The following is a 12008-nucleotide window of genomic DNA, read 5'->3' on the forward strand; positions in this document are numbered from 1 at the left end:
CGAGCCGCGAGCCGCGAGCCGCGAGCCGCGAAAATCAGCATGCGGTTTGTCATGCAGAACTAAGCCAGCGACGTTTGTCGCTGGCTTAGCTCTTAGCTCTTAGCTCAAGCCTTCGGATGCCAGTTGCCGTCGTCGCCCTTCGCGTACTTCGCTTCGACGGCCTTCCAGGCCACGGCGTGGGCGACCTCTTCGCGCGAACTGTCGCCGCGTCGATCCTCGGGGTTCTTGTACTCTTCCCAGGCGTCGTTGAACGCCTCCTTGTAGATCGTGCGGGCGTGTGGCGGCAGCACCTTGCGCGCGCTGTCGGGGATATCGTCACGGGAATCGTAAGGCATGGACTCTCTCCTTGAGTACGACGTTCCGTCTCAGTGTAGACGCTCGGGAGAGGCGTCAAGACCGGCTCAGGACTCCGCCTGCATCAGCTCCGCCTCCAGCGCTTCCAGCGCCTCTTCCGCCGCCATCCACTCGCTCTCGAGTTGTTCCACTTCGGCCTGACGCTCGCCCTGTTCCCGCACCAGCCGTGTCAGTTCGTCCTTGCGCCCGGCGTCATAGATGTCCGGATCCGCCAGTTGAGCCTCGATCGCGGAAAGCGCACCCTGGGCCCTGTCGAGCTTCTTTTCCGCCGCATCGCGCTGCCTGCGCAGCGGTTTCATCTGCTCGCGGCGTTCGGCGGCCGCCCGTCGCACCGCCTTGCGATCACCGCCGTCCGCCGCGCCTTTCTCCTGGCGCGCCTCCTGCTTCAGGTCGCGCCGGCGCTCCGTCTCGCGGGACTTCAGCCACTGATGATAGTCGTCGAGATCGCCGTCGAAGGGCTCGACCCGCCCGTCGTCCACACGCCAGAAGGTGTCGACGCTGGCCCGCAACAGATGGCGATCGTGGGAGACGATGATCACCGCGCCCTCGTACTCCGCCAGCGCCTCGGCCAACGCCTCGCGCATGTCCAGGTCGAGATGGTTGGTGGGCTCGTCCAGCAGCAGCAGGTTGGGCTTTTCCCACGCCACCAGCGCCAGTGCCAGCCGCGCCTTCTCGCCACCGGAGAAGCGCGAGACGTCACCAAAGACGTCGTCGCCGCGGAAGCCGAAACCGCCCAGGAAGTTGCGGATCGAGAGATCGCCGGCCGTCGGCGAGAGTCGCTGCACGTGCATGAACGGCGTGGCGGTCACATCCAGATGCTCGAGCTGATGCTGGGCGTAATAGCCGACCACCAGGTTGTCCCCTGGAACGCGCGTGCCAGCGAGCGGCGGCAGGTCGCCGATCAGGGTCTTGATCAGCGTCGACTTGCCCGCGCCATTGGGCCCCAGCAAGCCGATGCGCTCGCCGGGCAGGATCGACACTTTCACTTCCTCGAGAATCGTACGGTCGGCATAGCCCAGCGCGGCCCGATCCAACGACAGCAGCGGCGTGGAGGTCTTGTCCGCGCAGGGCAGCCGAAAGCGAAACGGGGAGTCGGCGCGGGCGGCGGCGATGTTTTCCATCCGCTCGAGCATTTTCAGGCGGCTCTGGGCCTGGCGCGCCTTGGTCGCCTTGGCCCGGAAGCGCTCGACGAAGCTCTCGATCTCGGCGCGTCGGGCCTGCTGCTTCTCGAACGCCGCCTGCTGCTGCGCCAGCCGCTCGGCACGGGCGCGCTCGAAGGCGCTGTAATGGCCGCGATAGAGCATCAGTTGCGCCTGGTCGATATGCAGGATGTGGTCGCAGACCGCGTCGAGGAAATCGCGGTCGTGGGAGATCAGCATCAGCGTGCCGGGGTAACGCGTCAGCCACTGCTCGAGCCATAGCAGCGCATCCAGGTCCAGGTGGTTGGTCGGCTCGTCCAGCAGCAGGATCTCGGAGGGGGTGAACAGCGTCCGGGCCAGGCCGACGCGCATCCGCCAGCCACCGGAGAACGCCGCCAGCGGGCGATAGAGATCCTCCTGCGCGAATCCCAGGCCGGCCAGCAGCTGCTCGGCCCGGGACCGGGCGGTATAGCCGTCGAGGGCCTCGATCTGACCATGCAGCGACGCCTCGCGCTGCACGTCGCCACTGGCCTGGGCCTCGGCCAGCGCCGCTTCCGTCTCGCGCAGGGTCACGTCGCCGTCGAGCACGAACTCCACCAGCGGCCGCTCGATGGCCGAGACCTCCTGAGCCATGTGGGCGATGCGTTTGCCACCGGCAATCTCGACGCTGCCGGCATCCGCGCCCAGCTCCCCCCGGATCAGCGCGAACAGGCTCGATTTGCCGGCACCGTTGGCACCGACGACGCCGACCTTCTGGCCTTCGTGCAGCACCAGGTCGGCGCCCTCGAACAGCCGTCGGGTGCCGCGTTGCAGGGCGAGTTGGCGAAATGCGATCATGCCGGGCTCCAGGGCGCGTCGAATGGGCCCTCATTCTACCAGCCATCCGCCATCGGTATGGAGTGCCATGCCCGCCGACGATCTATCCGGTTCGCTCTGGACCTACGCCCTGGACCGCTACGCCCGCCCCGGCGTCGAAGCCGAATGCCTGAGGCTCCAGGATGATCATGGCTGGGATATCTGCGAACTGCTGTGGGTCGCCTGGCTGAGCGAACGCCATCTGCGCCCCGATCCCGAGGCCGGCCAGGCCCTGGCCGCGGCGAGGCGCTGGCAACAGGAAATGACCGTGCCGCTGCGCAGTCGCCGCCGGGCGCTGAAAGCCGAGGTGTCGCGCCACCCCCGACTGGAGCCGCTGCGCCAGACCCTCAAGCAGGCGGAACTGCAGGCCGAGCGTGAAATGCTGGCGCGGCTGGCCGCCTTGCCCGCCCTCGAGGCCATGACGGCTGCGGCCCTCGAACAGGCGCTGGACAGTTGTCGGATGCTGCGCGAGGTGCCCTCCGAGGATTACCCGCCGTTACGTCGTCTGCTGGCGCGCTGGATAATCGATGCCCCGGATGCGGAACCAAAATCCACCTGTTAGAGTCACATCACGACCACCCACCGGTGTTTGAGGCTTCTTTCGCACACTGGCCAGCATCGGTTTCAATCCTGACCCAAGGAGTTTGCATGAAACGTTTGGTAACCGCCGTCGCCCTCGGCAGCATCATGACGCTGCCGCTAACGGCTCTCGCCCAGGACAAGGTCGATCTCGACAGCGATCAGGCGAAACTCAGCTACAGCATCGGCGCCACACTCGGTCAGGGCCTGTCCAAGGACATCAAGGATCTCGACGTCGACGCGTTCGCGGCGGCGATCAAGGATGTCTATGGCGACGACGATCTGCAGATGAGCCAGGACGAGATCAGCACCACGCTGACCCAGTATCAGCAGAAGAAAGTGGCCGAACAGAAGGCCGAGCAGAAGAAAGTCGCCGACGAGAACCGCAAGAAGAGCGAAGCCTTCCTCGCGGAAAACGCCAAGAAGGATGGCGTCAAGACCACCGATTCCGGCCTGCAGTACAAGGTTCTCGAGTCCGGTGACGGCGAATCCCCGAGCGCCGACGATACCGTCCGCGTCAACTACGAGGGCACCCTGCCGGACGGTACCGTCTTCGACAGCTCCTACAAGCGCGGTGAGCCGATCTCGTTCAAGGTCGACCAGGTCATTCCGGGCTGGCAGGAAGCGCTGACGATGATGCACGTCGGCGATACCTGGGAAATCACCGTTCCCTCCGACCTGGCGTACGGCCCGGCCGGCACCGGCGGCCCCATCGGCCCCAACCAGGCCCTGCAGTTCAAGGTGGAACTGCTCGCGATCAATCCTGACGATGCCGCCGACGACGGCAGCAGCGACGACGGTGACAACGACGACAGCTAGACGCTGTACCGCGTACCGCACGTCCTCCCCGACGCCGGCCCTTCCAGGCCGGCGTCGATGTTTACAGGCAGCGCTTGTCTTTACGCCCCATCGTCCCGCTGCCCAGATCATGGCTGTCGAAATCGAACCAGCTCCCCTTCAGGCCGTGGTCGCTGAGCACGACCACCTGGGCCCGCCAGGCGTCCACATGCGCGCTGCACAGCCCCAGGTTCCCCTCTCCGACGAACAGCCCATCCCCCTGCGACTGCAGCGCGAGACGACGTGAATGCACGTTCATGTCGCGACCAATGAACTGGACCGTCACCGACTGCGGCGAGCGGCCCTGGACACGGGCCTCGAACGTCAGCGTGCCGGCCTCGTCATGCGTCTCCTGCAGCGCGAACGCCACCGACGAGTCGATCCCCAGGTTGGCGTGGCACCCGCCCTCCAGCAATACGCAGCCCTGCGCCGGCGGATACCAGGTCACGTCGCGGGTCGACTCCCGCAGATAGTAGTAATCGAGTAGATACCAGAGCGCGATGACGATCGTCATCAGGGTGACCCCGATCAGCAGATTGAGCATGCGGGGTCGGGTGGTTTCCTCTTCGTAGGCAGCCATGGACTTTCAGAGACTCCAAGCGTTGGGCATTAGTCGATAGACTGGCCATCACCGGCGCTACATCACCGAAGCGCTCGACAAGGATGACACATGAGCGACATCGCGAACGCCCTGGGCCCGCTATTTCTGTTGATTTTACTCGGTGCGGGGCTGGGTTGGGCACGTTTTCCGGGCGGCGATTTCTGGCCACGGCTCGAGCGCTTCATCTACTACCTGCTGTTCCCGGCGATGCTGGTGGCGACACTGGCCACCGCCGACGTCAGCCAGGTCCCGGTCATCCGGCTCGGGGTGACGCTGGTCGGCACCATGACGATGATGGGTCTGGGACTGTGGCTGATGCGGCATCGCCTCCAGCTGGCGCCGGCCGCCTTCACTTCCGCCTTCCAGGGCGTGGTGCGCTTCAATACCTATGTCGGCGTCGCCGGTGCCACGGCCCTGCACGGTGCGGCCGGCACCACGGTAGCGGCCGTCGCCGTCGCGCTGATGGTCCCCACGGCCAACATCCTCTGCGTGCTGGCGTTCATCGCCTCCGGCACGCTGGGTAGCGCCAGTCTGCGCCAGAGCGCCCTGGCGCTGCTGCGCAATCCGTTGATTCTCGCCTGCCTGCTGGGCGTCGCCTTGAATCTTGGCGACGTCGGCCTGCCCGGCTGGAGCTTCGAGGCCATCGGCCTGCTCGGCAACGCCGCGCTGCCGCTGGGGCTGGTGGCAGTGGGGGTTGCCCTGCGGCCTCAGGCGCTCTGGCACAGCGGCAAGGCATTCTGGCTATCGAGTGGACTCAAGCTGATCGTGACGCCATTGATCGTGGTGGCGTTGGCCTGGGCCGTCGGTCTGCATGGCGCGGATCGCGACGTGGCACTGCTGTTCGCCGCGCTGCCGACCGCCACCTCCGCCTACATTCTGGCCCGTCAGCTGGGCGGCGACGCCGAGCTGATGGCCGCCGTGATCACCGGTCAGACGCTACTGGCGATGGCGACCCTGCCGTTGCTGCTGCACGCCTTCGGTGTGAGTTGACGAGTGCAAATAAAAAAGATTCTCGTTACGCTTGCAATCACAAATGAGAATGATTAACCTTTCTCTCGTGGCGTCGCCAAACGCCACTGACCACAGCAGCGAATGTCAGGTTCCTGCCATGGTTATCTCCTCATCAAGCTAGTCACGGTCCTTAGTGCCGCCCCGCCAGGGGCGGCTTTTTTCATGCCCGCGGCCGCTGTCCGGTATCGCGTCCACTCAAGGCGTCCCGCTGCCAGGGCCCGCGACCGTGCAATCGCTCCCGGAGCAACTGGGCCAGAGCCTCGACGGCGGGTTGCGACGCGGCATCGATCGCCTGGGCGAAGTGCAGTCGGGCGACACATCGCCGGATCGGCGGCAGACCGTCGCTCTCGTCCAGCGCCCGCATCGCCGTGGTGACCCGTTCGCGATCGAGCACACCGATCGCCATTCCGGTCTCGATGGCCTTCTCCACCGCGTGGATGCTGGTGCTGGTGAAGACGGTTCGCCACGGTCGCTGGATCGAGTCGAGCCCCTCGATCGCCAGATGACGATAGGGACACTGCTCGGGATGGACCGCCAGCGGTACCACCGCCTCCCGGTGAATGGCGCCCTGAATCGGCGCCGCCCACACCGGCGTGGGGTGCCATAGCGTTTCTCCCCCCTCCAGCCCCGTGGCATGGTCGAGCACGATGGCCAAGTCGAGCTGACGCTTCCTGAGTGCCCGCGCCAGGCGGCCGCTGGTATCGGTGTTGACGTCCAGCAGGATGCCCGGATAGCGCGCCATGAACTGGGGCAGGGTGTCGTCGAGCAGCTCGCGGGCATAGTCCTCGGGGATGCCCAGTCGGACGCGGCCACTCAGGCGCTCGCCGCTGAACCGGCTGATCAGGGTGTCGTGGACGCGCAGCAGCTCGCGGGCTTCGCGCAACAGCACCTCGCCACTCGGGGTCAGCGATACCCCTCTCGAACCACGCTCGAGCAGCCGCACGTCCAGCTCGGTCTCCAAGCGCTTCATCTGCATGCTGATGGCGCTGAGCGTACGGTGGCGGATCTCCGCCGTGGCCGCCAGCGACCCCGTCTGGGCAACCACCTGGAATGTGCGCAGCAGTTCGAGATCGAGCGTGGAGCTGACTTCAATCATATTGAACACCAATCGATTTTTATTCGATTCATTGAATCCGCAAGCGCGCGCAGACTCAAGCCGCATCGTCCCGAGACAAGAGGAGGAGTTGGCATGCGCAACGCGACGCTGAACGCAGCCCTGATGACCGGCTTCGTGCTCTGCTGGAGCTCCGGCTTCATCGGCAGCCGCCTGGCGGATGAGGCACCGATGTCAGCGATGGACCTGTTTGCCTGGCGCTTCCTGCTCGCGGCCTCGATCGCCGCGCTATGGTGGTCGCTGAGCCGACGACGCGCGGCGACACTCTCCGGCTGGCTGCGCGAGATGGGGGTCGGCGCGCTCACCATGGGTGGCTATCTGCTTGGCGTGATGCTGGCCGTCGGCCTGGGCGTCAGCGCCGGGGCCACCGCCTTGATCACCGCCCAGCAGCCGCTGCTGGCAGCCGCCATCGCCACCCTCTGGCTGCGCGAGCAGCTTCCGCCGGTGGCCTGGACAGGTCTCGGTGTCGCGGCGACCGGCGTCGCCTTGTGCATCGCAGGAGATTGGCAGGGTGCCGGCAGCGCGATCGGCTGGGCCTACGTGCTGCCGCTGCTGTCGGTGGTCAGCGTGACCCTCGGCAGCGTACTCGCCTCCCGGCGTCCGTCGGGCCTCGGCATGCCGGCCACGTTGACGGCGCAGCTCAGCGCGGCGAGCCTGGTCTTTCTGGTCGCGGCGCTGGGCGACGGCCAGCTCGAGCGCCCGGGCAGTGAGTTGATGACCTGGCAGACACTGGGTTGGCTGATCGCGCTGTCGAGCTTCGGCGGCTACGGCTTCTTTACCGTCTGCCTGCGTCGTGTCGGCGTCAACGCGGTCTCCAGCGCCATCTACCTGACGCCGCCGGTCACGCTGTTGTGGAGCGCGTGGATGTTCGGCGAGAGCGTTGACACGCTCCAGCTCGGCGGGATGGCCCTGGCGCTGCTGGGCGTGGCGATCGCGCTGGTCGCCAACTACCGCTTGCGGCACTTCGATGGCTGTGCGCATTGAGCGTTGCCGGAGGGACCACCGGCGCGATCAATCTCGGCGATAGATGAGGTCCCAGACGCCATGCCCCAGGCGCTCGCCGCGGCTTTCGAACTTGGTCAGCGGGCGGAAGGCGGGGCGCTCGACGAAGGGCGCCGTTTCGGCCGGCGCGGTGTTGACGAACCCCGGTGCCTCGGCCATGACCTCTGCCATGAACTCGGCGTAGGCCTGCCAGTCGGTCGCCATGTGCAGCTTGCCGCCCGGCTCGAGCCGGGAACGCACCAGCTCGACGAACGGCAACTGCACGATCCGCCGCTTGTGATGCTTCTTCTTGGGCCACGGATCGGGGAAAAAGAGCTGCAGCGTATCGATGCTCGCCTCCGGCAGGCAGTCCGCCAGTACGGCCAGCGCATCCTCGCGATAGACCCGCAGGTTGGTGAGCCCGCGCTTGTCCGCCTCGTCGAGCAGCTTGCCCACGCCGGGCGCGTGGACCTCGATGCCGATGAAGTCGGTCTCGGGATGGCTTTCCGCCTGCTCGACCAGGGACTTGCCCATGCCGAAACCGATCTCCACCACGCAGGGGGCCTGGCGGCCGAACAGTTGCTCGAGATCCTGGCGGCCATCGGCCACCGTCAGCCCCCATCTGGGCCAGACCTCCTTCAGGCCGCGCTCCTGCGCCGCCGTCATGCGGCCGGCCCGCAGCACGTAGCTCTTGATGCCTCGGCGCGCGGGCGTATCGGTGACGGATTCGTTGTCAGGCGTCGTCTTGTCAGTCATGCAGAGGAATCAACAGGCAAAAGAGAGGGAAATGGCCGCCGGCAAAAGGCGGCCCCATGGGCGTCGATGGCAAGGCTCAGCCGTTGATACGCCCGGCGAACGGCGAAGAGGGGCTGGCGCTCTGGCGGCGTGGCATGCGCTCGGCGAGGAACGCCTCGCGTCCGGCTTCGACCGCCTTGCGCATGGCATTGGCCATCATCACCGGATGCCTGGCGTGGGCGATGGCGGAGTTCATCAGTACGCCATCGCAGCCCATCTCCATCGCCAGCGCCGCATCGGACGCCGTACCGATGCCCGCATCGACCAGTACCGGCACCTCGGCGTGCTCGAGGATGATCGCCAGCGTCGCCGGATTGAGCAGGCCGTTGCCGGAACCGATCAGCGATCCCAGCGGCATCACCGCGCAGCAGCCACGTTTTTCCAGCTCCTTGGCCACGATGGGATCGTCGCTGGTATAGACCATGACGTCGAAACCGTCGTTGACCAGCGTCTCGGCGGCCGCCAGCGTCTCGACCACATTGGGATAGAGCGTCTTGTCGTCACCCAGGACCTCGAGCTTGACCAGGTTGTGGCCATCGAGCAGTTCGCGGGCGAGCCTGCAGGTCCGCACGGCGTCCTTGGCGGTATAGCAGCCGGCGGTATTGGGCAGCAGCGTGTAGCGTGACGGTGAAATGGCGTCGAGCAGATTGGGCTCGTCCGGATTCTGGCCCAGATTGGTCCGGCGAACCGCGAACGTCACCACATCGGCAGCGCTGGCCTCGATCGCCGCGGCGGTCTCTTCGAAGTCGCGATACTTGCCGGTGCCGACCAACAGGCGCGAGGCAAAGCGACGTCCGGCGACGGTCAACGGGGCGTCCTGAATCGGCTGGGACATGGATGGCTCCTGGTCGTGAATCAGGCGGCGATTCAGCCGCCACCGATGGCGTGCACGATCTCCACGCTGTCGCCGTCGTTCAGGCGTGTCTGCGCGTGCAGGCTGCGTGGCACGATCTCCTCGTTGACCTCGATGGCGATGCGCCGCCCCGACAGGCCGAGCGAGTCGACCAGTTGAGCCAGCGTCGGCTCGCCATCGAACTGACTGGGCTCACCGTTGAGCTGAATCTGCATGACGGCTCTCCCTGAAGCGGATCTCGAGGAGGCGCATTGTAGCGCCTCCAGGAGAATCAGGCATCCCGGTCAAGCCTCGCGCGGAACTTAGACGGTGCTCTCGCGCGCCGGCCAGACATCGGCATCGACCTGCTCGGGCCGCTTCAGCACGCCCTTGGGGTCGAAGGTCGGCTCGCGCACGCCATCCTTGCGCTGGCGCTCGTAATCCTTGAGCACGCGCAGGGCGACGGGGCACAGCAGCAGAATGGCAACGAGGTTGGTGGTGGCCATCAGCCCCATGGCGAGATCGGCGAAGTCCCACACGAACTGCAGTTGCGCCACGGAACCGATCATCACCATCGCCAGCACCGCGACGCGCAATACCGATACCGCCGCCTTGGCATGGCGCTTGAACAGGTACTCGATATTGATCTGCGAGTAGGAGAAATTGGCGATGATCGAGGTGAACGCGAACAGGAAGATCGCAATCGCGATGAAAATCTCGCCGAAGCTGCCGAGGTGGTCGACCATCGCATCCTGGGTCAACTGGATGCCGACGATATCCTGCCCCGGAGACGTACTCATCAGGCGTTCGTAGACGCCGGAAAGCAGGATCACCACCGCGGTGCAGCTGCAGATGACCAGGGTATCGATGAACACGCCAAAGGACTGCACCAGCCCCTGCGCCGCCGGGTGCTTGACGTCGGCCTGGGCGGCGGCGTTGGGCGCCGAGCCCATGCCCGCCTCGTTGGAGAACAGGCCGCGCTTGATGCCGTTTTCCATCGCGATCTTGATGGTGTAGCCCACCGCACCGCCGACGGCGGGGCCGTAGCCGAAGGCACTCTTGACGATCAGCTCCAGCATCGCGGGCACTTCGCTGAGATTCACCACCAGTACGTACAGCGCCACCAGGAAGTAACCGATGGCCATGATCGGCACGATCTTCTCGGCGGTGCGCGCCACGGACTTGAGTCCACCGTAGATGACCAGCCCGGTGATGATCACCAGTATGACACCGGTCACCCAGTTGGGAATCGAGAACGCCTGGGACAGGCCCTGTGCGATGGTATTGGACTGCGCGCCGTTGAACGCGAGCCCGTAGGCGATCAGCAGGAAGACCGCGAACAGCACGCTCATCCAGCGCTGTCCCAGCGCCCGCTCGATGTAGTAGGCGGGGCCGCCGCGGAAGACGCCATCCTCGTTGCGCTTCTTGTAGGTCTGGGCTAGGGTCGACTCGATGAACGAGGTGGCGAAGCCGACCAGCGCCGTCATCCACATCCAGAAGATCGCCCCGGGGCCGCCGACCCACAGCGCAATCGCCACGCCTGCCAGGTTCCCGGTGCCGACCCTGGCCGCCAGCGATGTCGCGAAGGCCTGAAAGCCGCTGACGCCCGTCCCCGAACCGCGACTGTTGAACGTGACCCGCGCCATGTGACCAAACAGCCGGAACTGCATGAAACGCGTGAGCACGGTGAACAGGAGCCCGGCGCCCAGCAGCAGGTACAGGAGAATATAAGTCCAGACAAAATCGCTGACCGGGGTCATGACCGCATAGACCGCGTCGTGAAGCGTGTTGATGAAATCCATCTCGGAAGTCCTTATGGGTAACGATGACGTCGCAAACGCTGGCAGGCGGCTGCCGAGCCGGTTTTTTACGCGCTAGACTAGCGGGCGTCAATTCCGCGGCTGACGCCCTCCAGAAGCATAGCCGCCATCGAGGAGTCGCAACATGCACCAAAAGTGGCCCTGGTTTTTTGCCGCCCTGAGTGGGTTTCTGATCGTGGCGGCCGGTGCCTTCGGCGCTCACGCGCTGGCGAACACGCTGACGCCGCGCGATCTCGAGGTCTTCCACACCGCCGTGCGCTACCAGGCGTGGCACACGCTGGCGGTCATGGCCGTGCTCGGCTGGCAGGGGAAACAGGCCCTGCGCGGACAGCGTCTGGCCGTCGGGCTGTGGTTCGCGGGGATGGTGCTGTTCAGCGGTTCGCTCTACCTGCTGGTGCTCGGCGGAATGCGAGTGCTGGGGGTCGTCACGCCCTTCGGCGGTCTGCTGCTGATGGCGGGGTGGCTGGTGCTGGCGTGGAGCGCCTGGCGTCAGCGGCCGGTCACGGGCCAGGCGTGACCGCGGTCGAGTCAACGGAGATCAATCGTCGCGATCCGGCAGCACGTAGGTCGCGGTGACGAGCGCCACGGGCTCGTTGTCGCCGGTGGAGAAGAGCTGCACTTCACCCACCGCCAGCCGCTGGCCGAGCTTGAGAATGCGCGCGTTGGCGATCAGGTCACGGTCGCCGCGGGCACGGCGCAGGAAGTGGCAGTTGAGGCTGCTGGTCACCGCCATCGCTTCCGGCCCGATCTGGGCCAGGACCGCCACGTAGAGGCAGACGTCGGCCAGGTTCACCATCGACGGGCCGGAGACACAGGCGCCTGGGCGCAGGTGCTCGTCCTCGATCGCCAGGCTCATGGTCGCCCGCATGTGATCGACGGCTTCGATGGTGCCCTGACGCTGGGGAAAGACATCATCGAGGAAGTCCTCGATTTCGGCGGCGGTCATCACGGTCATCGGGCTCTCCCTGGATGGCTGTTCGACGGGCGGCGCAGCATCGACGGGAACGACAGCGCCGCCGTCAAGATAGCCCAGAGAGCTGGAAGCTGGAAGCTGGAAGCTGGAAGCTGGAAGCTGGAAGCTGGAAGCTGG

14 protein-coding genes are annotated in these 12008 nt (G+C 65.9%); 5 read left to right on the forward strand and 9 right to left on the reverse strand.

Annotation, left to right across the window (positions count from 1 at the left end):
* Window positions 1-104 precede the first annotated feature (104 nt).
* Window positions 105-335, reverse strand: coding sequence for a ChaB family protein (locus Q0602_RS07390; RefSeq protein ID WP_149436091.1), 231 nt, complete (start codon window positions 333-335; stop codon window positions 105-107).
* Window positions 336-401: 66 nt separating this feature from the next.
* Window positions 402-2330, reverse strand: coding sequence for a ribosomal protection-like ABC-F family protein (abc-f, locus tag Q0602_RS07395; RefSeq protein ID WP_298841026.1), 1929 nt, complete (start codon window positions 2328-2330; stop codon window positions 402-404).
* 67 nt (window positions 2331-2397) lie between these two features.
* On the opposite strand from abc-f, the gene Q0602_RS07400 reads away from it, so the two are divergent.
* Both Q0602_RS07400 and Q0602_RS07405 read left to right on the forward strand, forming a co-directional pair.
* Window positions 2398-2910: a TIGR02444 family protein gene (locus Q0602_RS07400; RefSeq protein WP_298841028.1), complete on the forward strand. Its 513-nt coding sequence runs from the start codon at window positions 2398-2400 to the stop codon at window positions 2908-2910.
* A gap of 86 nt (window positions 2911-2996) precedes the next feature.
* Window positions 2997-3746: an FKBP-type peptidyl-prolyl cis-trans isomerase gene (locus Q0602_RS07405; RefSeq protein ID WP_295037683.1), complete on the forward strand. Its 750-nt coding sequence runs from the start codon at window positions 2997-2999 to the stop codon at window positions 3744-3746.
* A 61-nt stretch (window positions 3747-3807) separates the two neighbouring features.
* On the opposite strand, the gene Q0602_RS07410 is transcribed toward Q0602_RS07405, so the two are convergent.
* Complete coding sequence (locus Q0602_RS07410) at window positions 3808-4344, reverse strand: hypothetical protein (RefSeq protein WP_298841031.1); 537 nt, start codon at window positions 4342-4344, stop codon at window positions 3808-3810.
* Window positions 4345-4434: 90 nt separating this feature from the next.
* On the opposite strand from Q0602_RS07410, the gene Q0602_RS07415 reads away from it, so the two are divergent.
* The gene (locus Q0602_RS07415; RefSeq protein WP_298841033.1) at window positions 4435-5355 is read left to right on the forward strand and encodes an AEC family transporter; all 921 of its coding nucleotides are present in this window, start codon (window positions 4435-4437) and stop codon (window positions 5353-5355) included.
* A 181-nt stretch (window positions 5356-5536) separates the two neighbouring features.
* On the opposite strand, the gene Q0602_RS07420 is transcribed toward Q0602_RS07415, so the two are convergent.
* A complete protein-coding gene (locus Q0602_RS07420; RefSeq protein WP_298841035.1) occupies window positions 5537-6472 on the reverse strand; it encodes a LysR substrate-binding domain-containing protein in 936 nt (311 codons plus the stop codon).
* 93 nt (window positions 6473-6565) lie between these two features.
* On the opposite strand from Q0602_RS07420, the gene Q0602_RS07425 reads away from it, so the two are divergent.
* Entirely contained in the window at window positions 6566-7474 is a 909-nt protein-coding gene (locus tag Q0602_RS07425; RefSeq protein ID WP_298841038.1) for a DMT family transporter, read from the forward strand.
* Between the two features lie 27 nt (window positions 7475-7501).
* Here the strand turns inward: Q0602_RS07425 and trmB are convergent, their stop codons facing one another.
* The 4 genes from trmB to Q0602_RS07445 all read right to left on the reverse strand — a co-directional run bounded on the left by trmB (window position 7502) and on the right by Q0602_RS07445 (window position 10900).
* On the reverse strand, window positions 7502-8227 hold the full coding sequence (gene trmB / locus Q0602_RS07430; protein ID WP_298841041.1) for a tRNA (guanosine(46)-N7)-methyltransferase TrmB: 726 nt from the start codon (window positions 8225-8227) through the stop codon (window positions 7502-7504).
* Window positions 8228-8303: 76 nt separating this feature from the next.
* Window positions 8304-9101, reverse strand: a complete 798-nt coding sequence (locus Q0602_RS07435; RefSeq protein ID WP_295037693.1) for a thiazole synthase — start codon at window positions 9099-9101, stop codon at window positions 8304-8306.
* A gap of 32 nt (window positions 9102-9133) precedes the next feature.
* Window positions 9134-9334: a sulfur carrier protein ThiS gene (thiS, locus tag Q0602_RS07440; RefSeq protein ID WP_295037695.1), complete on the reverse strand. Its 201-nt coding sequence runs from the start codon at window positions 9332-9334 to the stop codon at window positions 9134-9136.
* An 87-nt stretch (window positions 9335-9421) separates the two neighbouring features.
* On the reverse strand, window positions 9422-10900 hold the full coding sequence (locus tag Q0602_RS07445; protein WP_298841046.1) for a sodium:alanine symporter family protein: 1479 nt from the start codon (window positions 10898-10900) through the stop codon (window positions 9422-9424).
* Between the two features lie 142 nt (window positions 10901-11042).
* Between Q0602_RS07445 and Q0602_RS07450 the strand changes: the two genes are divergently transcribed.
* On the forward strand, window positions 11043-11435 hold the full coding sequence (locus Q0602_RS07450; protein WP_295037699.1) for a DUF423 domain-containing protein: 393 nt from the start codon (window positions 11043-11045) through the stop codon (window positions 11433-11435).
* Window positions 11436-11456: 21 nt separating this feature from the next.
* Here the strand turns inward: Q0602_RS07450 and Q0602_RS07455 are convergent, their stop codons facing one another.
* Window positions 11457-11873 (reverse strand): PaaI family thioesterase, encoded by a 417-nt coding sequence (locus tag Q0602_RS07455; protein WP_149436106.1) that lies wholly within the window; start codon window positions 11871-11873, stop codon window positions 11457-11459.
* Window positions 11874-12008 lie beyond the last annotated feature (135 nt).

Origin of the sequence: uncultured Salinicola sp. (assembly GCF_937921195.1) — a bacterium.
Lineage (GTDB): Bacteria > Pseudomonadota > Gammaproteobacteria > Pseudomonadales > Halomonadaceae > Salinicola.